Source organism: Edaphobacter modestus (assembly GCF_004217555.1).
Classification (GTDB): domain Bacteria; phylum Acidobacteriota; class Terriglobia; order Terriglobales; family Acidobacteriaceae; genus Edaphobacter; species Edaphobacter modestus.
Genome location: NZ_SHKW01000001.1, coordinates 1,724,047 through 1,749,676, shown reverse-complemented (window position 1 = coordinate 1,749,676; position 25,630 = coordinate 1,724,047). Strand labels below are relative to the sequence as shown.

Annotated in this window: 27 protein-coding genes; 10 read left to right on the top strand and 17 right to left on the bottom strand. The window is 59.8% G+C overall.

What is annotated here, in order from left to right; translation table 11 throughout:
* The first annotated feature begins 40 nt into the window (after positions 1-40).
* From BDD14_RS07295 to fmt, 5 genes are all read left to right on the top strand, one after another.
* Entirely contained in the window at positions 41-2,020 is a 1,980-nt protein-coding gene (locus tag BDD14_RS07295; RefSeq protein WP_130418222.1) for a peptidylprolyl isomerase, read from the top strand.
* Positions 2,021-2,098: 78 nt separating this feature from the next.
* A complete protein-coding gene (locus BDD14_RS07290; protein WP_130418221.1) occupies positions 2,099-3,205 on the top strand; it encodes a 3'-5' exoribonuclease YhaM family protein in 1,107 nt (368 codons plus the stop codon).
* A gap of 370 nt (positions 3,206-3,575) precedes the next feature.
* The gene (gene aroC, locus BDD14_RS07285) at positions 3,576-4,751 is read left to right on the top strand and encodes a chorismate synthase (protein WP_130418220.1); all 1,176 of its coding nucleotides are present in this window, start codon (positions 3,576-3,578) and stop codon (positions 4,749-4,751) included.
* A gap of 1 nt (position 4,752) precedes the next feature.
* Positions 4,753-5,277: a peptide deformylase gene (gene def / locus BDD14_RS07280; protein WP_130418219.1), complete on the top strand. Its 525-nt coding sequence runs from the start codon at positions 4,753-4,755 to the stop codon at positions 5,275-5,277.
* A gap of 44 nt (positions 5,278-5,321) precedes the next feature.
* The gene (gene fmt / locus BDD14_RS07275) at positions 5,322-6,257 is read left to right on the top strand and encodes a methionyl-tRNA formyltransferase (RefSeq protein WP_130418218.1); all 936 of its coding nucleotides are present in this window, start codon (positions 5,322-5,324) and stop codon (positions 6,255-6,257) included.
* Between the two features lie 31 nt (positions 6,258-6,288).
* Here fmt and BDD14_RS31645 read toward each other — a convergent pair whose 3' ends face one another.
* Positions 6,289-6,456, bottom strand: coding sequence for a hypothetical protein (locus BDD14_RS31645; RefSeq protein ID WP_165419962.1), 168 nt, complete (start codon positions 6,454-6,456; stop codon positions 6,289-6,291).
* A 91-nt stretch (positions 6,457-6,547) separates the two neighbouring features.
* Between BDD14_RS31645 and BDD14_RS07270 the strand changes: the two genes are divergently transcribed.
* Positions 6,548-7,465, top strand: a complete 918-nt coding sequence (locus BDD14_RS07270; protein WP_165419961.1) for an AraC family transcriptional regulator — start codon at positions 6,548-6,550, stop codon at positions 7,463-7,465.
* Between the two features lie 36 nt (positions 7,466-7,501).
* Positions 7,502-8,803, top strand: coding sequence for a transcription antitermination factor NusB (locus tag BDD14_RS07265; RefSeq protein WP_423201787.1), 1,302 nt, complete (start codon positions 7,502-7,504; stop codon positions 8,801-8,803).
* Between the two features lie 20 nt (positions 8,804-8,823).
* Here the strand turns inward: BDD14_RS07265 and BDD14_RS07260 are convergent, their stop codons facing one another.
* Genes BDD14_RS07260 through aroB form a run of 4 tightly spaced genes read right to left on the bottom strand, consistent with a single transcriptional unit; the run spans position 8,824 to position 13,047 of the window.
* Positions 8,824-9,657, bottom strand: a complete 834-nt coding sequence (locus tag BDD14_RS07260; RefSeq protein ID WP_130418216.1) for a PASTA domain-containing protein — start codon at positions 9,655-9,657, stop codon at positions 8,824-8,826.
* Positions 9,654-11,099, bottom strand: coding sequence for a cation diffusion facilitator family transporter (locus BDD14_RS07255; protein WP_130418215.1), 1,446 nt, complete (start codon positions 11,097-11,099; stop codon positions 9,654-9,656). Before BDD14_RS07255 ends, BDD14_RS07260 begins: the two co-directional genes overlap by 4 nt.
* Before the next feature lie 38 nt (positions 11,100-11,137).
* Positions 11,138-11,914 (bottom strand): bifunctional demethylmenaquinone methyltransferase/2-methoxy-6-polyprenyl-1,4-benzoquinol methylase UbiE, encoded by a 777-nt coding sequence (gene ubiE, locus BDD14_RS07250; RefSeq protein WP_242617800.1) that lies wholly within the window; start codon positions 11,912-11,914, stop codon positions 11,138-11,140.
* A 2-nt stretch (positions 11,915-11,916) separates the two neighbouring features.
* Positions 11,917-13,047: a 3-dehydroquinate synthase gene (gene aroB / locus BDD14_RS07245; protein ID WP_130418213.1), complete on the bottom strand. Its 1,131-nt coding sequence runs from the start codon at positions 13,045-13,047 to the stop codon at positions 11,917-11,919.
* A gap of 73 nt (positions 13,048-13,120) precedes the next feature.
* On the opposite strand from aroB, the gene nadB reads away from it, so the two are divergent.
* Positions 13,121-14,755 carry an L-aspartate oxidase gene (nadB, locus tag BDD14_RS07240; protein WP_242617799.1) on the top strand — a complete coding sequence of 545 codons (1,635 nt, stop codon included), beginning with the start codon at positions 13,121-13,123 and terminating at the stop codon, positions 14,753-14,755.
* A 116-nt stretch (positions 14,756-14,871) separates the two neighbouring features.
* On the opposite strand, the gene BDD14_RS07235 is transcribed toward nadB, so the two are convergent.
* From BDD14_RS07235 to BDD14_RS07210, 6 genes are all read right to left on the bottom strand, one after another.
* Positions 14,872-15,423, bottom strand: coding sequence for a PepSY domain-containing protein (locus BDD14_RS07235; protein ID WP_130418212.1), 552 nt, complete (start codon positions 15,421-15,423; stop codon positions 14,872-14,874).
* Between the two features lie 66 nt (positions 15,424-15,489).
* Complete coding sequence (locus tag BDD14_RS07230) at positions 15,490-16,431, bottom strand: TerC/Alx family metal homeostasis membrane protein (protein ID WP_130418211.1); 942 nt, start codon at positions 16,429-16,431, stop codon at positions 15,490-15,492.
* Positions 16,432-16,478: 47 nt separating this feature from the next.
* Positions 16,479-16,676, bottom strand: a complete 198-nt coding sequence (locus tag BDD14_RS07225) for a hypothetical protein (RefSeq protein ID WP_130418210.1) — start codon at positions 16,674-16,676, stop codon at positions 16,479-16,481.
* A 266-nt stretch (positions 16,677-16,942) separates the two neighbouring features.
* Positions 16,943-17,917, bottom strand: a complete 975-nt coding sequence (locus tag BDD14_RS07220) for a M28 family peptidase (RefSeq protein ID WP_130418209.1) — start codon at positions 17,915-17,917, stop codon at positions 16,943-16,945.
* On the bottom strand, positions 17,914-18,693 hold the full coding sequence (gene tatC / locus BDD14_RS07215) for a twin-arginine translocase subunit TatC (RefSeq protein ID WP_130418208.1): 780 nt from the start codon (positions 18,691-18,693) through the stop codon (positions 17,914-17,916). Before tatC ends, BDD14_RS07220 begins: the two co-directional genes overlap by 4 nt.
* On the bottom strand, positions 18,686-19,204 hold the full coding sequence (locus BDD14_RS07210) for a Sec-independent protein translocase subunit TatA/TatB (protein WP_130418207.1): 519 nt from the start codon (positions 19,202-19,204) through the stop codon (positions 18,686-18,688). The genes tatC and BDD14_RS07210 overlap by 8 nt, the downstream gene beginning before the upstream one ends.
* A 374-nt stretch (positions 19,205-19,578) precedes the next feature.
* Between BDD14_RS07210 and nadA the strand changes: the two genes are divergently transcribed.
* Positions 19,579-20,721, top strand: coding sequence for a quinolinate synthase NadA (gene nadA, locus BDD14_RS07205; protein WP_242617798.1), 1,143 nt, complete (start codon positions 19,579-19,581; stop codon positions 20,719-20,721).
* Positions 20,718-21,155, top strand: coding sequence for a DUF2203 domain-containing protein (locus tag BDD14_RS07200; protein WP_130418206.1), 438 nt, complete (start codon positions 20,718-20,720; stop codon positions 21,153-21,155). The genes nadA and BDD14_RS07200 overlap by 4 nt, the downstream gene beginning before the upstream one ends.
* A gap of 18 nt (positions 21,156-21,173) precedes the next feature.
* Here the strand turns inward: BDD14_RS07200 and BDD14_RS07195 are convergent, their stop codons facing one another.
* The 6 genes from BDD14_RS07195 to BDD14_RS07170 form a co-directional block, all read right to left on the bottom strand.
* The gene (locus tag BDD14_RS07195) at positions 21,174-21,893 is read right to left on the bottom strand and encodes an RsmE family RNA methyltransferase (protein ID WP_130418205.1); all 720 of its coding nucleotides are present in this window, start codon (positions 21,891-21,893) and stop codon (positions 21,174-21,176) included.
* The gene (locus BDD14_RS07190; RefSeq protein WP_130418204.1) at positions 21,890-22,492 is read right to left on the bottom strand and encodes a hypothetical protein; all 603 of its coding nucleotides are present in this window, start codon (positions 22,490-22,492) and stop codon (positions 21,890-21,892) included. The genes BDD14_RS07195 and BDD14_RS07190 overlap by 4 nt, the downstream gene beginning before the upstream one ends.
* 112 nt (positions 22,493-22,604) lie before the next feature.
* On the bottom strand, positions 22,605-23,678 hold the full coding sequence (locus tag BDD14_RS07185; protein WP_130418203.1) for an AI-2E family transporter: 1,074 nt from the start codon (positions 23,676-23,678) through the stop codon (positions 22,605-22,607).
* A 38-nt stretch (positions 23,679-23,716) separates the two neighbouring features.
* A complete protein-coding gene (locus tag BDD14_RS07180; RefSeq protein WP_130418202.1) occupies positions 23,717-24,310 on the bottom strand; it encodes a shikimate kinase in 594 nt (197 codons plus the stop codon).
* Positions 24,311-24,538: 228 nt separating this feature from the next.
* On the bottom strand, positions 24,539-24,829 hold the full coding sequence (locus BDD14_RS07175; RefSeq protein WP_130418201.1) for a hypothetical protein: 291 nt from the start codon (positions 24,827-24,829) through the stop codon (positions 24,539-24,541).
* A complete protein-coding gene (locus BDD14_RS07170; RefSeq protein WP_130418200.1) occupies positions 24,826-25,485 on the bottom strand; it encodes an RNA polymerase sigma factor in 660 nt (219 codons plus the stop codon). Before BDD14_RS07170 ends, BDD14_RS07175 begins: the two co-directional genes overlap by 4 nt.
* Between the last annotated feature and the right edge of the window lie 145 nt (positions 25,486-25,630).

Sequence of the window (25,630 nt, the reverse complement as noted above, 5' to 3'; positions counted from 1 at the left end):
CTGCCTAATCCGAGGATGTTGGCAGAGATAACGAGTGACGATGACCCTTCGAGTTTCGCAGTTCAGCGCAGTATGCGGGCTTACCCTGCTGATGCTGCCACTTTCGGCGCTGGCCCAGGCGCCACGGTATCAGAGCCCCCTTTCCGTCCCTAATGAGCCGCAGCAGCAGTTAACGCTGCCCACGCCGACTGCAATCACTCCCAATGGCACGGTGGTGGAAGACGTTATCGGCCGCGTCAATGACCGGATTATCAGCCGTAGCGACCTGGAGCGCAGCGTGCAGCAGCTTGCGGCTGAAAACCAGCAGAACCAGGTCAATCCGGAAGAATCGGCGGACCGTCAGAAAAATCTGCTGCGCGACATGATCGATCAGCAGCTTCTTCTGTCCCGCGCCAAGGAACTCGGCTTGAACGCCGATGCAGAGGTCATTCGCCGGCTCGACGAGATTCGCAAGCAGAATCACATGGATTCGCTGGAAGATCTTGAGAAGGCAGCCCGCCAGCAGGGAGTTTCCTTCGAAGACTTCAAGGCAAACATCCGAAACGGGATTCTTACCCAGCAGGTGGTTCGCGACGAGGTTGGACGTCATCTGCAGGCGACGCAGGGACAGGAGCAGGCATATTACAACGCTCATAAGAATGAGTTTGCTCAGCCCGAACAGGTGCGCCTGAGCGAAATCCTCGTTCCCACTCCTGCCGACGCCTCCGACGCTGTGGTGGGGCAGGCGAAGGCCAAGGCCGAGGGAATCGCGGAAAAGATTATCGCGGGCGGAAACTTCGACGATCTCGCGAAGGCTAACTCCGGTGGCCCGACAGCCTCGCAGGGGGGAGATCTCGGGCTCTTCAAAAGGGGAGCGCTCGCCAAGGTCATTGAAGATCAGACGTTTTCGCTTCCCACGGGAGGCGTGACGACGCCCATTCGCACACGCCAGGGCTTTGTGATCCTCAAGGTCACCGAACATCAGGCCGCCGGTGTTCCTGCTTTGAAAGACATCGAGCCGCAGATCCAGGAAGCCATGTACATGCAGGCGATGCAGCCCGCGCTCCGCGCTTATCTCACCAAGCTGCGGGAAGACGCCTACATCGACATCAAGCCCGGCTTTATCGACTCCGGAGCCAGTTCCCAGCAGACCAAGCCCGTCTTCAGCGCCTACGCTCCTCCAGTCCCCAAGAAAAAGAAGGAAGCGAAGGAGCGCTTCGATCGCGGCGGACGTTTCTCGACTGTAAGCAAAACCGCCCCGGCGCCGCCGGCAGCCCCCGCGGTAGCCGCTCCGGTTCCTACCTCTTCCGAAGCCGCTCCGGCAACGGCATCTTCGGAGGCCACGCCTGCGGCGACTGCCGCGTCTGGTACTCCAACCCAGTCTGCAAGCAAGACCGCAGCCGCGACCTCGAAGCCGAAGAAGATCAAGCGTGAAAAGGTTCGCTTCGGACAGGCTCCGCGAAACGCCCTTCCTCCCGGTCCCCAGGAGACTGCCGAAGGAGCTGGCGCAGGAATAGCCTCTTCCACTCAAGCTGCCACGTCCGGGGATGCTGTCGCTCCCGGAACCGCCATTGCTCCTCTCGACAACTCCAACGCCCTGGCAGCCAATCAGGATCCGTTGGCTCCTAAGCCCGAGAACACAGGCAAGACGCGCTACAGCTATCGCGCCAAGACCGAAGATGCCGACAGGGCTGCTAAGAAACAGGCCGCAGTCAAGCAGAAGGCAGTATTCACGCCCGTCGCTCCCACAACCGCGGAGGATCAGGATCGAAAAGAGCAGGCTACCCCGCTCGGTCTGAATGGCGACACGGCGACGAAGAAGAAGCCGGTCAAAGTCAAGGGAGCTTCCAAGGAGCGTCTCCAGAACAAGCCGGTGACTCCGCCTCCTCCCGGACCTCCACCGGATCCGACGGTAAATCCCTCTCTCGGCGCCACGCCGGAAGGGGTCACGCCGTCTCCAGTTCCCACGCCGCACGGCACGGCTCCCGCGCCCGCGCAGCAACCGGAACCTTCGGCTCCCACCCCGCAGCCAAACAACTAGCCTGCAACGAGGTTGCAGACAGACGCGAGGCTTTCCGGCCTCGCGTCTTTGTATCTATCACAGCGTATTCTGAATGCAATGAAAGACTTCTTTATCGCGGATGCGCCCCGCTTCGATAACGCCTTCGTCACCTCCTACTTTGTTCTCTCCTCGCTTCAGGTTCGCGAACGGCGTCAGGGCGGACAGTTCCTCACCATTACCCTTACGGACAAGACCGGCTCCATGCCGGCCGTGATGTGGGAGGACTTCGCCGACTCCATCGCGGTCTGCTCCGAGGGCTGCTACGTCAAGGCGCAGGGCCAGGTCACCCGGTACCAAAACAAGTTTCAGATGGCGCTGCAGCGTCTGCGCTTTGCGGCCGAGACCGAGATCGATCCGACCGACTACCTTCCCATTACGCGTTTCGACATCGACGAGATGTGGGACGAGCTGCGGGGCTACGTCCTGCGTTTCACCAATCCCGATCTCCGCCGCCTCGTCTTTGCCTTCCTCGACGAACCGGCTATCGCTTCCGCTTACCGCATGGCTCCTGCAGCCAAGGTCCTGCACCATGCCTGGATCGGCGGTCTGCTCGAGCATGTTGTGACTCTCGTCCGCGTCTGCGTGGCTACGGCTCCGTTCTATCCGGAGGTTGATCCTGATCTGCTCGTCACGGGAGCCATCCTGCACGACGTTGGCAAGATCCGTGAGCTTCATTGGAAGTCGAGCTTCGGCTACACCCTTGAGGGCCAGCTCATCGGGCATATCAGCATCGCGCAGGGCATGCTGATCGAGAAGGTGCGCGAGCTGGAACCCTTTCCGGAGAGGCTGCGTCTGCTGGTCGAGCACATGATCCTCTCCCACCACGGCAAATATGAGTTCGGCTCGCCCAAGCTGCCCATGACTCCTGAGGCGCTGCTTCTGAATATGCTGGATGACCTCGAGGCCAAGATGCAGACGCTGCGTAATGCCTTCGCAAACGCCGAGGTTCAGGGCAAACGTCCGGGCGAGGTCACCGACTGGATTCGATCCATGGATCGCCCTCTCTTCAACTCCAGTGCCTACCTCAACGAGCGACCGGCATCCGGTGCTTCCCCCGCCATCGACGCGTCTGGAGCTTCCTCCGCCGTCGAGCAGAGATCGTTTTTGGACGCTGTGGAAGACAATCAGCCTGCCGTTGAGGTTCCGGAGCAACCGATCGACTGAGGTTTTTGCCAGCTCCATCCTTGGGCACACCGGGGCACCCCCCTCACCCCCGGTAAGGGTAAGTTATTTTTTATCTGCCAAATGTGCGATTTCAACAGGGTAAAATATTGTAAATAAATGACTTAATTATCAAAATATTGAAAACAAAGGGCTAAAGGGAAAGCCTCGGAGATTTCGCCGAGGCTTCTTCACTCTGGTTTTATTTTACCAAGGCGACAGGAACTGATCGGCATTTAGATTTGGTTTGTTTTGTTCCACTTAGAGGGAATCGGGGCTTGACAGGGTTTTGTGGTTGCTACAATAAATTTTTCGGTTTCCACCAATAATGTTTTCGGCTTCCACGCCAGAATGATAAGGGTTACGCGGTTTCATGCTTCGATTTTCCACAGCAGGTGAGAGCCACGGCGAGAGTCTCGTCGCCCTGGTCAGCGGTCTTCCGGCCGGTGTTCCGGTCGATCAGGAGTTCATCAGCCACGAGCTCTGGCGGCGCCAGCGCGGCTATGGCCGGGGCGGACGCATGCGCATCGAGCGCGATGCCGCGCACATTCTCTCCGGGGTTCGTCACGGAAAGACCATCGGCTCGCCGATTGCGATGACCATCGCAAACAACGACTGGAAGAACTGGACCGAGATTCTCCCGGTGGAAGAAGGAGACCCGTCCAAGCACAAGGCGGTCGCCTCTCCGCGCCCCGGACACGCGGATCTGGCCGGCGCGCTGAAGTACAACTTCCCCGATGCGCGCTACGTGCTCGAGCGCGCGAGCGCCCGCGAGTCCACGGCGCGGGTCGCCTCCGGGGCTCTCGCGAAGCTGCTGCTGCGTGAGCTTGGCGTCGAGGTTCTCTCGCACGTCATCCGCGTAGGGAAGGCCGAGCTTTCGCGCCCTGCGCAGTGGGAGGAGATCGCAGCTCTCTCGCAGAAGGAAGAGATCCTTCTGAATTGTGTCGACGCTGAGGACGAGGCTCGCATGAAGGCCGAGGTGGATGCGGTGCTTCGTACCGGCGACACGGTGGGCGGTGTCTTCGAGGTCGTCGTCCATGGGCTGCCTCCCGGCATTGGAACTCACATCAACTGGGACGAGCGCCTGGATGGTCTGCTGGCGCAGGCGGTGATGAGCCTTCAGGCGGTGAAAGCCGTCGAAATCGGTCGGGGCGTCACCGCAGCCGAATCCCTCGGCTCAACGGTCCACGACGCAATCGGCTACGAGGGCTCCGAAGACGACTTCACGAAGTTCTCGCGCGAGCACAACAACGCCGGAGGCATCGAAGGCGGGATCTCAAACGGAGAGAACGTCGTCGTGCGCGGCTACCTGAAGCCCATCTCGACGCTGCGCCGTCCGCTTGGCAGTGTCAGCTTTGAGACGCGCGAGCCGGTGAAGGCCGCTTACGAGAGGTCCGATGTTTGTGTCGTTCCCGCGGCTGGAGTCGCGGCAGAGGCCATGGTTGCGCTTGCCGTGGCGCGCCTTGTGCTCGAAAAGTTCGGAGGCGACTCTCTCCCCGAGCTCGAGCGTAACTACAATGGCTATCTTGAACAGATAAGAGCATATTGACGTGGCAAAGAAGACGAAAATCCATGAGATCGTGAAGTATCCCGATCCCGTGCTTGCGAAGCGCGGCGAGCCGATCACCGAATTCGACGATGACCTGAAGACCCTGGTCGAGGAGATGTTCGAATCCATGTATGCCGCTCACGGCATCGGTCTTGCGGCTCCGCAGATCGGCGTTTCGAAGCGGCTTACCGTGATCGACGTCAACTTCAAGAAGGACCCCGCAGACAAGCTGGTGCTGATCAACCCTGAGATCGTCGAGCGCCAAGGCCAACAGTACGAGGAAGAGGGCTGCCTTTCTCTCCCCGATATCCGTGACAAGGTCAAGCGCGCGGCAAAGGTCAAGGTTCGCGCGCAGAACGCCGACGGCGAGTGGTTCGAGATCGAAGGCGAAGAACTCCTTTCACGCGCCTTTCAGCATGAGATCGACCACCTCGATGGCGTGCTCTTCATCGATCGCCTCAGCCGCCTAAAAAAAGACCTCACTGTTCGCAAGATCAAGAAGCTGATCAAAAACGGCGAATGGTAGCTTCCGGTATCGCCCTTCGCTGAACCGGTTAGCATAGAAAGCGAATGAGACTCGTCTTCTGCGGAACCCCGCAATTCGCCGTGCCGGTGCTTGAGGCCGTCCTCGATGCAAATCACGAGGTCGCGCTTGTGATTACGCAGCCTGATCGCCCGGTGGGCCGCGACCAGAAGCTGCAGGCCCCCCCGGTAAAGCTGACCGCGCTCGCGCATTCGATTCCAGTGGTGCAGCCGGAGAAGATCAAGACCAACGCAGAGCTGCGCGCGCAGCTCGAAGTTCTTGCGCCCGATGCCATCCTCGTGGTCGCGTATGGGCGCATCATTCCGCAGTGGATGCTGGACCTGCCGAGGTTCGGCAACATCAATCTTCATGGCTCGCTTCTGCCGAAGTACCGCGGCGCGGCGCCGATTCAGTGGGCCGTCGCGAGTGGCGAGACCGTCACCGGAGTGACGACGATGCGGCTGGACGCCGGTCTCGATACCGGCCCCATGCTGCTGGCGCAGGTCGTTCCTATCGGGGAAGAGGAGACGGCGCCGGACGTGTATGAAAATCTCGCCGAGGTAGGTGCTCCGCTGATGGTGGAGACTCTTTGCAGGTTGGAGGCGGGAGATTTGTACCCGACGGCGCAGGACGATGCCCTGGCCACCCATGCCCCCGTTCTGACTCGTGAGGACGGGGCGATCGATTTCAATCGTACTGCCAAGCAGATCTACGACCGCTGGCGCGGTTTTCAACCCTGGCCGGGAGCCTTTGCCCGGCTGCGCGGCAAAAAGCTAATCGCGCACCGCCTTCACCCGGTACGACACGCCCAGAGCATCGAACCGGGGATCGTCCACCTTCACGAGGGACGTCTCTTTGTGGGCTGCGGCGAATCGACGGTGGTGGAGCTGGATGAGGTGCAACTGGAAGGCAAGCGCCGCATGTCCGCTGCCGAGCTGCTGCGAGGCTATCAGATGAATTCGGGCGAGCGTCTCGGGGAGTAGAGGGCTGGCGGGACCGCGCGATTGGGCTTTACTAAATGCTATGCAGGAGAAGCAGGAAGATTCCCGCAGCGGCGAGCAAGGAAGCGATGAGGGTGAGGGTGATATAGAGTGCGGCGACGCGCTCCTGCCCGGGCCGCGGCCGCGTGATTCCTACGCTCCAGATAAAACTTTCGCTCACCAGGTCAGTCAGCCTTCTCATGGGATGCCTCCATTACGAAGATGCGGCTTGTCGCCGCCCCCGATATGCAATTCCTGCGGCAAAATCCGGGTTTGCTCCGTTGGATTGGCGGGTGCATCCTAAAAGGGTGGCAGACAATGGGCAGAACAGGATCTCGGTAGTCCGGGGCAATCGGGTGGTTCCGCTGCTGCCGTCTGTTGAGCGCGAGGGCAGGCACGAGAGCAGAAAGGAGCAGCCCTGGCGCGGGGTTCTGCTGGAACGGCACACCGTCTCCGCGATCGAGATTCCTGAGCACGAGCACCGGGAGCTTTGCTTCCATCTTCAGATCGCCGGGGAAGAACCGATGGAGTGGTGGTCGGGCGGACGGCGGGGAGTTGAGAAGACGGCCTCCGGCTCGATGATTCTGCTGCCTGCCGGAACCCGCGATCGGCTGCGGTGGCAGGGAGGCTCGGAGCGGCTGATCGTGTCGGTCGATCCCGAGCCGTTGAACCGAGTTGCGGAGGAGGCTGGTGTCTCTACTCCGGAGTTTGAGCCGCAGTGGTCTCTACAGGATCGGGCGGTCGAGCAGGTGGTGTTCGAGATGGGACGCGAGGCACGGGAGGGCTGGCCGCTGGGCCGGTTGTACGCCGATCTGACTGCCGCCGGTTTTGTGAGCCTTCTTTTGCGCCGGCATGCGGTTGATCCAATCGATCTCGGCCACATTCAGGGTGGTCTTCCGATGCTGCAGCTTCGACGTGCCATGGAGTTCGTGTCGGCGAACCTCGACCGCGACCTGCGTCTGGAAGAGATCGCGAACGAGGTGAATCTGAGTCCGTTTCACTTCGCGCGGGAGTTTCGCAGCCGAACGGGTCAGACGCCGTACCAATACCTGCTGGATCAACGGATGGAGCGGGCGAAGGATCTTCTGAATCATAGCTGGACCGTTCAGGAGGTAGCCGCTATGACGGGCTTTCGTTCGCCAGTCAATTTTGTGCGGGCTTTTCGCCAGCGCGTCGGGGTGTCTCCGGGCGTGTGGCGGAAAGGCGCATAGGTCTCCGAGTCAGAAGGGTTATTCTTAAGTGTGAAAGTGCCTCCCTTGTCCAGACGTCCTAGCCAGCCCAGAGCCTCCGTCCAGCCGAAACCCATCTCGCCTGCCCGCACGGCGGCCTTCGAGATTCTGATGCTTGTTGCCGAAGGCAAGGGCAACAGCGACGACCTTCTTCACTCCTCTCGCACGGCGCAGCTCTCCCCGGAGGATCGCAATCTTGCGACCGCGCTGGTGCTCGGTACGCTGCGGTGGCAGATTGCGCTCGATGCGAAGATTCAGCCGCTGTTGCAGCGGCCCGATCAGCGACTCGCCGAGCCGGTCGCGATCGCGCTTCGTCTGGGAGCCTTCCAGCTCGTTCACCTCGATCGCATTCCGCCGCATGCCGCACTAAATGAGAGCGTGGAGCTTACCCGTGCCAGCGGTCAAGCTCACGCTGCAGGCATGGTCAACGCGATTCTGCGCAAGCTCGCCTCTGCAAAGCCGCCGGGTCAGCCGCTTCACGAGAGCACAGCCGCCATCGCACGCCGTCTGGGGCATCCGCAGTGGCTTGTCGAGCGCTGGGTCGCGCGTTATGGCCGGGAGGCCGCAATCAGGATCTGCGAGGCGGGACAGAGAGAGCCGGGAGAGCCCAGCTTCTTCGACGAGGCTCCGGATGTGGATCTTCCGCGGATGGACGATGGCTCGCGCCTTGTGGCCGAACTCGCCGCGGCTTCGGTTCCGCAGGCTGAGCGCATCTGGGATGCCTGTGCGGCGCCGGGGGGCAAGGCGCTGGTTCTCAGTCACCGGTTGCCGTCCGCGACGATTCTGGCGAGCGATGTGAGTGCGCGACGTCTTGGCGCGATGCGCACGAGGCTTGCGCAGTATTCTTACGCGGCGAACATCCAGACCGAAGTAGTTGACGCCACTGTGCCCCCGCCGTCTGTCGGAGATTTCGATCTCATCCTTGCGGATGTTCCCTGCAGCGGGACGGGAACCCTCGCTCGCAATCCGGAGATTCGTCTTCGCCTCGAGGCTTCCGACCTTGCGCGTCAGGCCAGCCGTCAGTGTCAGATTCTTCGCGCTGCGCTCTCCCGTCTGAGGCCTGGAGGCCGGTTACTTTATTCGACCTGCTCGCTGGAGCCGGAGGAGTGTGAGCAGGTCGTCGAGGCTGTGACGGCAGAGGCCGAGTTCGCTGCGACCATCAGGGTTCTTCCTCTCGACCCCTTGTTGGATGGCCTCACGGTCTCGGGCCGGTTCCGCGAACCGCTGGCAGATGCTGTCCGGGGCGCTTATCTGCGCACGCTGCCTGGTGTTCATCCTGGAGACGGGTTCTTCGCCGCCCTGCTCGAGCGCAGCGTGTAAGAGGCCGTGCTGGTCTTCGACTAGTGGGTGAGGGAAAGCTGCACCGCATCGCCTCGCGTAACTCGATGGCCGGCGAGCGGACTTTGTGCGACGACGACTCCAGGCGTGAGAGCCGCAACGGGGCTTGTGGTGGCGATAGGGGCCGGTCTGGCCGGCTCGGCGGGTTGTCCGGCAGCAGCAGGTTGTCCAGCAGCGGCAGGGGTTACGTCTTCGGCGCTGACGATTCTCAGACCGGCGGCGCCTGCCCGGACATAGGCTCCCAAGATCGTCAGGCCCACGAGCGAGGGCATGACGTATCCGGAAGAGACGTCCTGGGGACCGTCGTTCAGAAGGATGCTTACGCTTGGTCTGTCGACTCCTTCGGCGCCAGGAGCTGGGGTCTGCGCCACCACCACGCCGACTGGCCCTGGCATCGCGACGTGCCCAACTGTCCCTAACTCCAGGCCCAGGCGTCTGAGGTTGATGGAAGCTGCGCGCTCGCCTTCGCCTTGCAGGTTCGGAATGGAGACCTGTTGCGAACCCAGGCTCTCGGTGACCCTCACGGGCCATTGCCGCCGCACGGTTGCCCCGGCTACCGGATACTGGGCCAGCACCTGACCGGCGGGAATGTTGGGGGAGTAGAAGCGGTTTTCCAGCTGCAGCCTTAGACCCATGGAGCTGGCTCTTCGGCTGGCTTCGGAGATCGTCATGTGCGTCAGTTGCGGAACCTTGACCTCGCGTCCGTGGATCGCCAGGCGCATTGCCAGAAAGGCAGAGATCATCGCGACGGCGATCATGGCCATCGCGCCCAGAACAATATTGAAGAAACGCCGGACAGGGGCCCAGCCTGTAAATCGAACGCGTACTGTTGTCATCGTCGGTTATCCGTCGCGGGCTCGGGGTGGATGAGAAGGCGGTCCACCTCGGGTGCGTCCAGTTTAAAGGCTCCCTCGAGGGCGGTAATGCCGGCGTGGACCTTTGCCATCGGCAGATCGTCGGGCATGGTGCAGTGACAGTTCACCTGCAGATGTGCACCGATACGGATGACCATCACGTCATGAATGTCCTGGATCTCCGGGAACCCGGCGGCTACGCGTCGCAACCGCACCTCCAGTTGCCGATCCCTCTCCTGCGATTCCGGTTGCTCGATGGTCGCCGGTTCACTTTCGATGTGGGTCAGGATCGACGTCACCTCGGGAATCTCCTGCTTGATCTCGGCCTCAAGCCGCGTTGCCAGCTCATGAGCCTGCTGCAGGTGCATGGTCTCGTTCACCTCGAGATGCTGCTCTACCTGCAACTTCTGCCCAAAGCGGTACACGGACACATCGTGAGTCGAGAGGTTCATTCGCGCCGCGACTGCTCGAACGCGCTCGTGGACGCTCTCCGAGCCCGTCGCCATGGGCAGGGTATGAATGACGACGTCGGCTCCGGGCAGATGCCGCTCCACGGCAGCCGTTGCCTCACGCGTGATCTGTTCGGTTCGTTGGAAGGTAAGGTTCTGCGCGAGTCCCAGTGTCAGGTCGGCAAAGTAATCCGCGCCCGACCTGCGCGTTCGAAAGCGGTTCACAGCGAGTACTCCCGCGATGCCTTTCAGTTCTCGTTCGAGCCCCCGCGTCGCCTCGCGGGTCTCCTTGGGCGTTGCATCCAGAAGTGCATCGATGGTTCGACGCGCCAGCCCCCAGGTAACGTGCAGGATGATCCCTGAAACCACCAGGGCAGCGAAAGGATCTGCCAGCTCGAGCCAGGGTATCTTCCACCGGTTGCCCACAAAGGAGGCCGCCAGTCCTATCACCACGGCCAGTGAAGACCAGATGTCGGTGCCGAAGTGAATCGCGTCTGCTTCGAGGGCCTGGCTCGAGGACTCAATGGCGATTTTGTGCAGCTTTCTGGAGCGTGTGAAGTCCACCACGATGGAGAGGATGAGGACGACGAAGGGCCACGGTGAAGGCGTGAGCGACAGATGCTCGCGCGAGGTGATTCTGCGGATGGCCTCGGTCACGATCCAGACACAGGATCCCAGCATCAGCACGGATTCCACGAATGCGGAGAGGCTCTCTACCTTGCCATGTCCATAGTTGTGGCTATCGTCGGCGGGCCTGTCCGACACCTGCACCGAGAACAATGTGATGCCGGCCGCGATCAGGTCCACGGTCGAGTGTGCCGCCTCCGACAGCATTCCCAACGATCCGGTGAGAATGCCGGTGAGGAACTTCAGCGCCGTGATGCCGAATGCTGCCAACACGGAGAATAGTGCCGCCGAACGCTTTTCCTTTAGCGCCGCCATGCGTGACTTCTCGGAGGTGATGACAGAGCTCATCGACACTCAATCGTACCGTGTCCGCGCTGGACTTCCCACTACGGCTTGGTCGCGCGATAGAGCCCGGCTGTGCCGAAGGTAAATCCCGTCCAGCTCGCGTCGCGAAAGCCCGCAGCCCGGATCAACTCCAGCATTCGTTTCGGGCGAGGGAATCGCTCAACCGATGCAGGCAGATAGCGGTAGGCGCCGGCATCTCCCGAGATTCTTCCACCCACCCAGGGCAGTACACGCTTGAAATAAAGGTTGTAGAGCGTGCCCACGACGCCATCCGGTTGATTGCAATCAAGAATGCCGATCTGGCCGCCGCGGCCCAGTACGCGATATAGCTCCGCCAGTCCTTCTTCGTAGTTGGCAAGATTGCGGAAGCCGAAGGCGGAGGTGACGAGGGCCAGCGAGTTGTCGGAGAGCGGCAGGTGAAGCGCGTCGGCCTCGACGGCAACGATATTGTAGCCCGCGAACTTTTCCTTTCCGCGCTCCAGCATCTCGTGGGAAAAATCCACAGCCAGCACGGGAGCCTCGCCCACTCCTACGGGACGATACTTCATCAACGCCAGCGTCATGTCGCCCGTGCCGCAGCAAAGATCGAGCACCGCAGCCTGGGGTTGTTCGAGAACAGCACGAAAACTCCGCGCTGTGCGTGCCCACCACCATCGGTCCAGACCCATCGACAGGAGATGATTCAGCAGATCGTACTTCGGCGCAATCGAATCGAACATCTGCTGCACGTTGGCCGCCGCAGCCTGCTCCGTCGTCGCGCCTGCCGGTCGCGCTCCCATCGAAAGCTCATGCTCGGGTTGAATCCGATCCTGCGCCATGATCATTTCCGCTTCTGCTTCTGCTTTGCGGCTGCGCCCTGCTCGCGTACCAGCTCGAGCGTCCACTCCGCCACTGCCAGCATCTCTTCGCGGGTGACATCACGAACAATCACCGCCTCGCCGATCTTCGCCGGCAGAACAAAACTGAGCGTTCCGCTGCGTTTTTTCTTGTCGCTGGATGTGAGGTCTACCAGCCTGGCCGCCGTCGCCTTGAAGCTCCGCAGAGGACCATAGCGCAGGATCAACCGTATGATGCGGTCGGCCTCGTCCTTGCCGATCATTCCTCGCATCAGGCCCAGGCGCGTGGCCGCGATGCTCCCCCAGCCTACAGCCTCGCCATGGAGAAGCTGCTTGTAGCCGGTTGCGGCTTCGATTGCGTGACCAAGCGTGTGACCGTAGTTGAGAATCATGCGCAGGCCGGACTCGCGTTCGTCGTTTGCGACGACATCGGCCTTCACGCGAACGCTCGCAGCTACAACATGCGTCAACGCCTTCGCGTCTCTGCCGAGCACGGCATCGGCGTTGTTCTCGAGATACCCAAACAGCTTCGGGTCGCGAATGATGCCTGCCTTGATCGACTCCTGGAGGCCTGCGCGAAGCTCAGCAGCCGGGAGAGTGTTGAGGAGGTCCGTGTCGGCCAGTACCGCGAGCGGATGATGAAAGCTGCCCACGAGATTCTTTCCGGCTGCAAGATTTACGCCGGTCTTGCCGCCGATCGAGGAGTCTACCTGCGCCAGCAGCGTAGTCGGAACCTGCACGTAAGCCACTCCGCGCATATAGATTGCGGCGAGGAAACCGGTCACGTCGCCGACAACGCCTCCGCCGAATGCCACCAGCAGGGCATCGCGATCGGCCCCTGCGGCCGCCATCTGTTCCAGTAGCGACTCCAGCGTGCGCAGGCGCTTGTGCGTCTCGCCTGCCGGGAGAAAGAGAACCGTCGGCGATTCTTTTCCAAAGGCCGCGATCACCTGCTTGCCCCAGAGACCCCATATCTCGGGTGAGGTCACAAGGAAGGTGCGAAATGGCTTGCCGGCTTTCAGTTTCTTCAATCGCGCCGGAAGCGTCTTCACCAGTCCGGAAGCAATCACGATCTCGTAGCTTGCGCTTGGCGTCTTGAGTTGAATCGAAGGCACAATACCTTCATCCTATCGTAAGGATTTCATTCAGACCCGCTTGATCGAGTAGCATCAAAGGCGAGGAGACGTTGTGCCGACCGCAGTGCCGTCCGCTGATTCCACCCCCGTAGACCCAACCGCAGATCAGGTTGATTTCCTTGTTATCGGAGCCGGAATCGCCGGTCTGAGCACGGCCATTCGCCTTGCCCGCACCGGTTCCGTGCTCGTGGTCACCAAGGAGGAGCTTGCCGAATCCAACACCGCTTACGCCCAGGGAGGCATCGCGGTAGCGATGGGCGGTGAGGAAGATGTCGCGCTTCACCTGGAAGATACGCTCGCCGCAGGCGATGGGCTGGTGGAGGCCGAAGCTGCCCGCATTCTTGTCGAACAGGGTCCGAAGCGAGTCGAGGAGCTGCTGGAGTGGGGAACCGCCTTCGATCGTGAAGACGGTGAATTGATGCGCACTCGCGAGGGCGCGCACAGCCGCTCGCGCATCCTTCATGCCAATGGCGACGCGACGGGCAAGGAGATCGCGGTCTCGCTGCTTCGTCACGTCCGCGCTCTGCCCAACGTCCGCCTGCTCGAATGGACCACGGGGATCGATCTTCTGGTTTCTTCCGATGAAGGACAGTACTGCGTCACGGGAGCTACGCTTCTCGATGGGGAAGGCGGAATTCTCACCATCCATGCGCGTGCCACGCTCATCGCCAGCGGAGGAGCCGGCCAGGTCTATAGCGACACGACAAATCCTGCTGTCGCCACGGGAGATGGCATTGCGATGGCGTGGCGTGCCGGCGCGGCTGTGAGCGATATGGAGTTCTACCAGTTCCATCCGACGGCCTTCAGCGCGCCCAATGCACCCCGGTTTCTTATGAGCGAGGCTCTCCGCGGGGAAGGAGCCTATCTGATCAATGCCAAAGGCGAGCGCTTCATGCAGCGCTACCATCGGCTGCTTGAACTCGCCCCCCGCGATGTCGTCGCACGCGCCATTACGCGCGAAGGGATGGATGGTCCCGTTTACCTCGACCTGCGGCACGTCACTCAAGACCTTCATGCCCGCTTTCCGGGGATCTCGGGGTTTCTCGCCCGGTATCACCTCGATCTGAACCGCGACCTGATCCCAGTCCGACCGGCCGCGCACTACCTGATGGGAGGCATTCTCACCGATGTGAATGGCCGCACGACGCTCCGCGGTCTTTATGCAGCGGGTGAGGCCGCCTGCACCGGTGTCCACGGAGCCAACCGCCTCGCGTCGAACTCTCTGCTGGAAGGACTCGTCTTCGGCGCCCTTGCGGCGGAGGCGATGATCGACTGCCGTGGTTGCTCTACGCTCCCATTCCATTCCACGAAGCCTGAAGCTTCTGCTTCCTTTGCAGAAGGCCGCACGCCTGACGAGCAGATCGAACGCTGGGTCCAGGATCTCCGCAGCAACATGTGGAAGTACGCGGGGCTGCTCCGCGACGCACAGGGGCTCGAGATGATGCAGCGGATTCTCGAAGCCCTGGCAGCGACCATGCCGCGGGGACTCTCGCGACCGGCCATAGAGGCGCGGAATCTTCACGCCGTCGCCGCGATGATTGTGAATTCAGCGCTCGCGCGCCGGGAGAGCCGAGGCGCCCACTACCGTCACGACTTTCCCCAGCATGAGTCTGTCTCCCGTCACTCCGTGCTTCAACAAGACGATCTCAGTTTTCACGAATCTCTGCGGAAGAGCCGTGTGCAATAAAGAGCTTGTCGTGCAGGCAAAGAGAACTGCGGTTCTTAGTCAAACGACAGAGAGCAAATGGCGCGATCAAATATATCGCGCTGTGTTTTTTCAGGCAGAGCCCGGACGAATCTTATCTAGACAAAGGACAGGATCACGGGGATCACCGTTCCAAGGATCAGCAGGGCCGTCACGATGGTGCGATTTCGCATGTACTTGTACGACATGTAGATACCCGTCAACGTCGAGAGAAACAGCGAGACCGAGACGATCAGGAAAAAGATCTTGAGGGGGAGGGGGTGATGCTTCCTTCCTGGCGTTGCGGGTGGAGCCTCCGACACGGCTGCCGCGCTTGCCCCCCGTCCAGCGTTGGCATCGCCTCGAGGGCTGGCGTCGTTTCGAGCCCCCGGACCCTGCTCGCGGTCCCGGCCGCGGCCCTCCGGGGCAACTCCGGCGGGTGGAGGCCTCCGCACCGGCACGACCGGCGTCTGCTTTTTATGAAGCTGGCCCAGCGTTACTGCCCAGGCTGGTGGTTTGTAGGAGCTGCCGCGTGTCGTTTCGTGAAGACTGAAGGTTTGGAGCGCTCCCGTAAAGGCAAAGAACAGCAGGGCAGGAGCGGTAAAGACACCAAGATAGAGATGGATCAGGCGATTCGCCTGCAAAAAGGCATGTCCGGAGGAACGTGTCATGATTCCTCAGTTTTAGCGGAAAAAGTTAAATACGACAAGTATGGTCCGAATTTATCTTGTTGCTATCTATACCTTCTCGGCTTTGCGGGCTCCGGCGAGCAAAGATACACCCACCGTAATCGCCAGCATCGCGATAACGACGCTCAGGGAAACCAGAGGCCCGATCCTGAAAAAGTGCGCAGTCAGCATCTTTGCGGCGGCAAAGATAAGTATCGCCGCCAGACCGTAATGGAGATAGCGAAGCTTCGTCAAAAGATGTGCCAGCAGGAAATACAGAGACCGTAACCCCATCACGGCCATGATGTTCGATGTATAGGCCAGGAAGGGATGCCGTGTGATGGAGAGCACTGCCGGGATCGAGTCGATTGCGAAGATCAGGTCGGTGACCTCGATGGCAATCAGAGCCAGCAGGAGCACGGTTACCATGCGGGTGCCGTCTTCTTTGGTTACGAAGACATCCTGTCTCAGGCTTACCGGCCTCAATCGCGAGATCCATACCAGCCATCGCGGGTTTTTTTTCTCATCGTCCGCATCCTGCGGGAGCAACAGCCGGATCGAGGCGATCAGCAGTACCAGGGCGAACAGGTAGCTGACCCACTCGAAGCGTGTCAGCAGTTCAATGCCCGCGCTGATAAAGAGCCCGCGCATCACAATGGCTCCGGCAACGCCCCAGAAGAGAACCCTGGGCTGATTCTGTGGCTCAATTCGAAAAAGCTTGAAGAGGAGGAGGAAGACAAACAGGTTATCGACAGAGAGCGCTTCTTCGATGGCATACCCGGCGAGGTATTGGGTTGCGGCCTCGCTTCCCATCGCTCGAAGAATAAAAACAGCCAACCCCAGGGCCGCACACACCCACATAATGGTGGCAACGACCGAAGTGGAGTGGAGGGTATCCTTTGCCGGGCGCCTTGAACGCATCCAGCGGACATACAGATAGTCCCCGGCCATCAGGGTAAAAACGAAGATATGAAACCATATCCAGGTACTAACCGGAGTCGCGTCAGGCATCTCTCTAGGATGCTAACGCTCCTTACCGCATTTATGGCAAGCGCGTCTTAATGAGTTCCTGCAACGATCCCGTAGATTGTGTAGACGCCAAACGCCAGCAAGCCCCAAAGCACGGATGTATACACGATCCCGCGAAAGACCTCAGCGAGAGGATGTATATCGAAATAGTTCAGCTTTTTCTCCCAGACGCCGGGAAGGATCTCTTGTTGCCGGTCCCGCCAGCCGGCCAGTCTCATGCTTCGCATCAACTTGTCTCCTTTGGGTATGCACAGACTAGGCACCCGCATACCAATGCTCTATCCCACGAAGGAGTTATCGGCGTCTATCGATCCAGCTTGAGAATTCGCTGATCGAAAGTAGGACACAGGTCGACCCGATTTGGGAATGAGAGAGCGAGAGAGGCTGTATCGAGCGACGATTTTGTATGGTCGAGAAATCAGAGGGAATCGAAATGCCGATTTCCATTCCCATACAACTGGACCCTAAAGAAGCTTTTTCCGATCGATCAGTATTAGCGATGCTGGTCGATCAGCCTGATCATCTCCACCAGAAGGTCTCCGGAGATCTGCAGCGAGTGTGCACTCACCTTATCGAGGGTATCGAGCGCGGTGTGATGGTATCCGCCCTCGGGATGCTCCGAGGTTGGGGGCCCGTAGTCGAGATCGACGACATCCAGCACGGGAACGCCGCGCTGGCGGAAGGGGAGATGGTCGTCCATGACGGTCGTCTCGTTCATGAAGACGTAGGAGCTGTGTCCGGTATTCTTCGCGGCGGTGGCCAGCAGGTCAAGCAGCCACGGAGTGGAGTTGGAGTCGCGATCGACGTTCAGGTCTTTATCTCCGATCATGTCGGCGACGAGGAAGGCTTTGATCTTCTTAATGGTGCCGTCCTGGGACCACTTTGCCGCCAGGTGTCGGGTTCCATAGAGCGAGTCGCGATCGCTCCACGATTGGATCGCCTCCTCGCCGTCGTCGAAGACCAGCCAGACGCTGTATCCCTCGGGAGGGTGCGCCCGTAGATAACGCCCCAACTCGATCAGCAGCGCGGTTGTCGCTCCGCCGTCGTTGGCTCCGACGAAGTTGATATCGCGCAGCGGATAGTTGGTCTCGTAGTGGGTCGCCACGACGATGACGCCATCCTTCTTGCCCGGATAGCGCACGATGAAGTTCTTCATCGCCAGCTGACCTGCGGGGGTCGAAGCGCTGAAGTTGTCGGTCTCGAAGTTACCTTTGGCCGCTTCTTCGGTGAAGTGGGACCGGATGAACTCCTCGGCTTTAGCATGGTCCGGCGAGCCAATCCAGCGGTGTGGAGCTGCCGCGATGTACTGTCTGGTCAGCTCATAGGCGGCCTGTCCGCTTATCTTGGCTGCCGGTCTGGCCGCTGTGGTTTGCGCCTGAGCGGCAGGCACGCTTACCAGAAGCAAGGCGGAGAGGGTAAAGAAGACCGACCGAAAAGTCGAACGCAGAGCGTCCTCTTTCATGCTCATGCGGACTTCGCCTCTTTTCGGCGCGCCGGGTTGAAGATCCACGCTACCCCTACTCCGACCATGTACAAAACGAGCATCGGCATAGCGAACAGGCACATGCTGACCGGGTCGGGGAGCGGGCAGATGATGGCCGCGATCACGAAGATGATCAGGATGGCGTAGCGGATGTGGCGGATCAGGAACTTCGCGTCCACGATGCCGAGGATCGACAGGAAAAAGATCAGGATCGGAAGCTCAAAGGTGATGCCGAGGCCGAGGATCACAGCCATAAAGAAGCTGGTGTAGTCCTCGATGGTGATGATCGGATGAAAGCGCTTTCCGAAGTCGCCGATCAGCACCTTCAGAGCGCCTGGGAGAACCCACTGATACCCGAACCAGACACCGGCAAGGAAAAGCGTAACGGTCGCGCCCATAAAGGGAAAGACGTAGCGCTTCTCGGTGGAGTACATGCCCGGAGCGATAAAGAGCCAGATCTGGTAGAGGATGAAGGGGGAGGCGAGGATTGCGCCGCCAACCAGTGAGGTCTTCAGATAGAGGTTCAGGCCGTCGGTGGGATGGGTAAAGTTCAACGGCAGGTTCAGCATGTCGATGGGTCTCGACACCAGGCCGTAGAGGCGTTCGTGAAATGCGTACGCGATGGCGAAGCCGATCAGCAGATAAACCACCGAATGGATCAGCCGCTTGCGCAGCTCGTCCAGGTGCTCCATCAGGCTCATGCCTGGAAGCTCGGCGCGGTCCGTAACCGCCGCGCGGGCGCGGTCGACCAGATCAGCCATGCAGTGCCTCACTTGCTACGTGGTCCGGAGCGTCCGGAGTATGCCCCTCGGAGGGGTCTGTTCGTGAACTTGCCAGTTCGGGATCTTCGACGTGAGGGACTGAGTCAAACGCGTTTGAGATCGAAGAACTTTCGACAGGAAGCCCGGTTGATGGAGGCATTAGATTCAGATCGCCTGAAGTTGCAATCGGCAGGGGAGTCGTTTGCGTGGCCGCAGAGTTGTCTGCGGAACCATCTTCGGATGCCGCAGGCGGCGCAATCGTATTTTCGGTCCCATCGGAGATGGCGGGTGTTGGCGGAGCGGCAGCTTCCATGGCAGCGATCTTCTTCTGCTGCTCAGCCTGCTCAGACAGGCGAAGCTCGTCCTCCATCTGCATGCGGAACTCGTTGGAGGCGCGGCGGAACTCGCCCATCAGCTTTCCGAGCTGACGCGCAAGTTCAGGAAGCTTCTTCGGGCCGAAGAGGATCAGGGCAAGGATAAAGATGAAGGCGCTGTCGCCGAAGCTCGGCATAATTGCTCTAATGATACGGCCTTGTTCGAACAGCGACAATGGGAGGCGAATCTCCTTTATCCTGTTGTAAGATCGATGATGTAAGGCGGCTTCGTTGGAAGTGAATTCGGATGGGAACAAAAAGATGCGTCATTCCCTTCCGGAGATCGTCCAATAAAGTGGGCGGCGAAAGCCGTCGCAGGTGCGGTAAAGCAGGTTGTAAGAAGTCTGGTTGCAACATCCCCGTGGGTTGGGTAATGGCTTGATTCCAAGCCGGTACAGCGAGCCCACTGCAGCCGTTGGCAGTGCATGCTTTCAACATCCCCGTCTCAGAGGCAAGGGACGGCGCCGTCCATCGGTGCCCGACGCTTCGGTGAGACTGAAGGCGGAGTACTTTGAGCGTACTGATGGAAGAGGTCGCGGTAACGTCCGCGACAGGTGCTGTTCAGGATTCGTGTTCTCTCGATAACTACCTTTCGCTGCCCGACCATACGATGGATGAGCGCATTGCCGCGGCACGCACCATCCTGGGGACCGATGTTGTCCTGCTGGGGCATCACTACCAGCGCGATGAGGTAATCCGGTTTGCCGATTACACCGGCGACAGTTACAAACTTTCGAAGATCGCCTCGCAGACGGATTCGAAGTACATGATCTTCTGCGGCGTGCACTTTATGGCCGAGACGGCCGATGTGCTGGCCAAGCCCTGGCAACAGGTGATCCTGCCGGATCTGAACGCAGGCTGCTCGATGGCGGATATGGCGGAGATTGGCCAGGTAGAGAACTGCTGGGATTCGCTCGATCGCGCCGGCATAACTGACGATCTGGTTCCGCTTACGTATATGAACTCGGCTGCAGCCATCAAGGCGTTTTGCGGCGAGCGCGGCGGGCTGGTCTGTACCTCCTCGAATGCGCGCGGAGCCTTCGAGTGGGCGTTTGCTCGCGGCTCGAAGATTCTCTTTCTTCCGGATCAGCACCTTGGACGCAACACAGCATTTGCCATGGGAATTCCGCTGAGCGAGATGGTGGTATGGGATCCGTACCAGATTAATGGAGGCCTTGCGCCGGATCGTCTGCGCGCGGCGAAGGTCATTCTGTGGAAGGGACACTGCTCGGTGCATCAGCGGTTTCTTCCCGAGCACGTGGACCGCATTCGCCGGGAGCGTCCGGAGATGCAGGTGATCGTGCATCCCGAGTGCCGCTGGGAGGTCTGCCAGAAAGCCGACGCTCTTGGCTCGACCGAACGGATCATCGAGGTGATCGAGAAGGCTCCCGAGGGCTCGAGCTTCGCGGTCGGAACCGAGATTCACCTGGTCAATCGCATGGCAAAGCGCTTCGCCCCGCTGGGTAAGGAAGTGATTACTCTCGATGACGCGGGATGCCTGTGCACGACGATGTATCGCATCTCTCCGCAACACCTGGCGTGGTCGCTCGAGAATCTTATCGCCGGCAACGTTGTGAACCGCATCAAGGTCGATGAAGACGTGAAGCACTGGGCCAAGGTTGCGCTTGATCGTATGCTGGAGGTCAGGGCTTGAGCAGGACGTTTACTCTCGGAGAGGCGCAGACACTGCTTCCGGTGGTGGAGGCACTTCTGCGACGGGCCCAGAAGTCCGGTACGCGGGCCGCTGAACTCGAGGGGGAGCTCGACCAGCAGCGCCAGCGTATTTTCTTGCACGGGGGTGTCCACGTGGATGTGGCGCTGACAGCGCGGCGCCGCGCGGAGCGGGATAAGACCTTGCAGGAGACGAAGGATACGATTGCGGAGATCGACGCAATCGGTGTGCAGGTGAAGGATCTCGACAAGGGTCTGCTCGATTTTCCCTGTGTCATGGATGGGGAGACGATCCTGCTGTGCTGGAAGCTGGGCGAGAAGGAGATCGGATACTGGCACTCTATCGAAGAGGGGTTTGCAGGGCGTAAACCGATCGATGCCCGGTTCGGGCGAACGGAGCGCGAGAGGCCGAACTAAGACGACTCCGCAAGGGGGTCAGGCGAGATGCGAGGAGAGAATCGCGATCGCCGCGATGGCTGCAGTCTCGGCGCGCAGGATGCGCGGCCCGAGAGTTACGGACAGCCATCCATGCTGCGTAAAAAGATTCATCTCCTCGGGGGTCCAGCCGCCTTCGGGACCGATGGCCAGGGCGTACCCGGATTGACCACCAGGCGCACCGGCCAGTGCGGAGGCGATACTCGTGCTTTGCTCTGTCTCGGACAGCAGAATGCGCATGGGTTCGTCCGCGTCGTCGAGAGCTGATTTGAGAGCTGCCGGTTCGGAGATCTCCGGGATTGTCGTGCGGCGGGACTGCTTGGACGCTTCAAGCACAATACGCCGCCAGCGTTCCGCCCGTTTGGAGGATGCCTGTGCCAGATGTTTCTCGGTTCTGCGAGCAAGAACCGGGGTGATCTGCGCGACGCCAAGCTCGGTCGCTTTCTCGATAGCCCACTCCATGTGATCGAACTTGAAAACTGCCAGCAGCAGATGCAACGGGAGGGCTGCGTCCGATTCAAGCTCCTCATGCAACGCGAAGACTACCTCGGAAGGCTGAACGCTGAGGATCTCGCCACGATGCAGAAAGCCCCCGGCGACGATGTCGTAGACCTGTCCCGGCGCAGCGCGTAGCACGCGCGCGAGATGCTCGGCCTGTTCTCCAGAGAGTGTGGCGGTTGTAGCGGTCCAGGTGTCGGCGATCCAGCGGCGACGCGTCATTCTTCGCCCAAGGCGCTATCTTCATTGGTGGACACCTCATCGGCGACCGGAATCACGATGGAGACATCTCCCTGATGATACAAGGCGATATGAAGGGTTGCCGAGCGACGGTGTTTCCAGACCTCTTCGGTGACCGGGAAGTGCAACAGCACCATTCCTTCGACGCCCTTTCCGGAGTCGATGAGGGTGTCGCGCAGCAGAGGCTCCGAAGCGAGCGGCCGTAGCGCTGGGAAGGTGGTGTAGAGGTTCTCAAGATCCTGTTTCTGAACCGCGCTGGTCTCGATCTTCTCTCCGTCGGCCGTAATCAGTGTGGCGGTAAAGTCCTTGATGAAGAGAGGCAGGTTCAATCGGTCTTCCATGCGCAGCCGGGTTACGACATAAAGGTCGTCCTGGGAGCGATCGCGATTGACCAGGATGGAGTCCGATTTGAATACGGTATGGGCAGGGTAGACCGATGTCTTGAGGATGGTGAGTTTGGCGGTACTGTGGGGGGTATAGCGCAGTACCAGAGCGATAGCGATTCCGAGAACCAGGAAGGCAATGAGGACAGGAGCCAGAAGATTACGGCGATCGGATTGTGCAAACTTCGGCTCAGACACTGAAATCAAGATAGCAAGCCCGTGTTGTATAACGACATTTTTTTTCTGTCGGTCGGATGAAGGTGATCAGTATACCGTTTTGTCACAGAAACCTGCCTGATTTGTATAGGAACTAGGTTGCCTTGTCGTGAACAGCATACTCCTCGAGCAGAACAGCTATAAGGGCTGCGGTGGGCACCGCGACCAGGGCACCCACGACCCCTGCCAGGGAAGTTCCGCAGAGCAGGGCGATCAGGATCGTAAGTCCCGAGAGTTCGACGCTGCTCCCCATGATTCGTGGGATGAGGTAGGCATTCTCGACATTGATATAGAGAACATAAAAGATCAGCACGCCCAGACACTTGGTCCAGGAATCGAAGGCGGCCACGATTGCGGAGAGGGTAATCGTGACTACCCCGCCCGCGATGGGGATGATATTGAACAATCCCATCAGGAATCCGAGCAGGAGGAAGTAGCGGACGTGCAGGATCGCGAAGACGATAGTGGAAGAGATTCCCAGGAGCAGCATCAGGAATCCCTGGCCGATGAGCCAGTTGCTGATCTTGTCGTCGGCCCGCTCCAGGGTCGCGCTTAGCCTCTCGCGATGCGTTGCGGGGACCAGGGACAGGGCAAAGCGATAGGCGGTGTCTCCTTCGAGCATGAAGTAGATGCAGAGAAACAGAGCCGAGAGAATATCGAACAGATGGGAGAGCCAGTTGGGAAGCGACGTCATGAGATAACTGGCCGTCGCTGTCAGCGCGCCTTCCGCACGTCTGGCGATGTCATCGACTCCCAGACGGTGGGTGATCGGGAGCTGGTCCACGCGCGACATCATCTTCGGAATGCGGGCAGGAAGGTCAGCAGAGAACTGGTTGAGGTCATGAAGGACCGGAGGAAGGCCAACCGTCAGAAAGACACCGACGACGAGGGCCATGCCGGCGACGATCAGAAAAATAGCGGCAGGTTTTGACGCTCTTCGGCCGAGTAGGTTGATCTTCATGATGCGGTTGACGACCGGCATCAGGACGGCTGCAAACAGTGCGCTCACATAGATGAGAAGGATCTCTTTGGCGAGCAGCCAGGCAAGGCCAAGCGTCAGGAGCAGCCCGAAGGCAAAGAGGATGTGCCCCCGAACTATGCGGCGAGCTCGTTTTTCCTCGGGAATAGGATCGGTCGAGTGAGCCAGCTTCTTCTCCTGTGGAGCCATGCTGTTGATTTTGATGCTGATAGTTTGCCTTTTCGAAGCTATGGCCGGGAGTACGGAATCTGGTTCAGCTCGTCGAGGATTGCCTTGGCAGTCTCCTCCGGGCTAAGTCCCGTTGTTTCTACGACCAGCCGGGAAAGTCGCGCATAGAGTGGGCGGCGACGTTCGAATCGAAGCGCGGCAGTCTCGGGGTCCGCAAGAACGGGGCGAGAGATCTCCTGCAACATGCAGCGATCGAAGAGGGTCGAAAACGGCGCATCGAGAAAGATCGTGAAGGTGGAGGGTGTCTGCTCGATGAGGAGCCGATTGGTAAGATCTTCCGGAGTTCCTCCACCGAGTGCCAGCACAACGTGAGAACGGCCGAGGGCCGAGGCCAGGGCGGTCGACTCCAGGCGTCGGAAGTGAGCCTCTCCATGAAGGGAAAAGAGTTCGGCGATGGTAGCGCCGGTTCGGTTCTCCAAGTGACTGTCGAGATCGAGAAACTGCCAGCCGAGGTGAGAGGCGAGCAGGCGCCCTACGGTGGATTTTCCGGCTCCCATGAACCCGGTGAGGACAAGTCGGCGCAGAGGGAAGGGTCGCATCTGCTGCGGATCGGGCTCGGTCTGGCTGAGGGCTTCCTGCTGATTGGCTTGCATCGTACTTTCTCCGTTATGTGTATTGGTCTACAAACGAAAGCCGCGACCTTTACGGTCGCGGCTCGGGAAGATCGAAGACTCTGAAGTTCAGCTTTTCTCAGAGGTGCATACGAAGGCTCCGCCGGCCGCCGACTGATACCAGTAGCTAAATCGGCCGAACTGAAGAGCGTTCACCATACCCCTTAACAATACACCGGTTACAGGACCCGGGCAACGAAATTTGATTGTCTATTTTTCGTTGCGCTCGACAGCATAGCTGGAATCAGAGGCCAGACCCTCCTGGATCTTCTTCCAGACATTGTCGCTGGGTTCGTGGGTGGGCTGCAGTAACTGCTTGGCCTGGTCAGCGATGTATTGCAGATCCCGTACAAGGGCGGAACAGTTTGCGCAGGTCCTCAGGTGCTCCAGAAGGTCGGGATCATTGATGTAGCCGTTACCGCCAGCAGCAAAAAGATCGGGGAGCTGCTCCTGAAATTCGGCGCAAGACAGGGGTTTCGGACTGGAGTTATGCAAGGTCATAGCGCCGCTTCCTTAAGATCGGCCTGGGGGGTTGATTCCGACTGACGGAGAAGCTCCCGAAGCTTCAGACGAGCTTTGTGAAGCTGAGATTTGCTGTTGCCCGTGGAGCACTCCAGCATCATCGCGATCTCGTTATGTTCGAAACCTTCCACATCATGAAGCACAAAGACCATCCTATAACCGGGGGGCAGGGAGGCGACGGCACGCTCCAGGGCAACGCGGTCGACCGAGCCTGCCAGTTGCGTGTCGCGGCTACCGAAGTCGCGCTTCGGCGAGTCTTCTTCCGAAGGGTTGATGGTCTCCTCGAGCGAGACGAGTTGAAGGCCCTTCTTGCGAAGGTGCATCAGGACAAGATTCACCGTGAGGCGGTGAAGCCAGGTGGAGAAGGCACTCTCTCCGCGGAAGCTGCCGATTTTGCGGAAGAGATGCAGGAACGCCTCCTGCGTCATGTCTTCGGCTTCGGAGACGTTGCCGAGCATGCGAAGGCAAAGCGTATAGACGCGTCGTTTGTGGAGGGCATAAAGCTTGGAAAACGCCTCGGCGTCGCCTGCTTTGGCGCGCTCGATAGCTTCGGCTTCTCCTGCGATCGGCGGATTTCTTTTAAAAAGTCCGGGGGCGGTCTTTGTTTCGGTCATCTGTAGACCTTGGACTTCCATGGCTCAGCTCCGGGTTGTGTTGATTTCTTCAAACGTTCCAATTCCGCCTGTTTTCAAGCATTTGGTGACAGAAAGAGAGACTTTATCTGTAGTGCTGTTGGAGTTGGCGGCAGTGAAAAAGGTTGCACCATGTTGCGAATGGGCA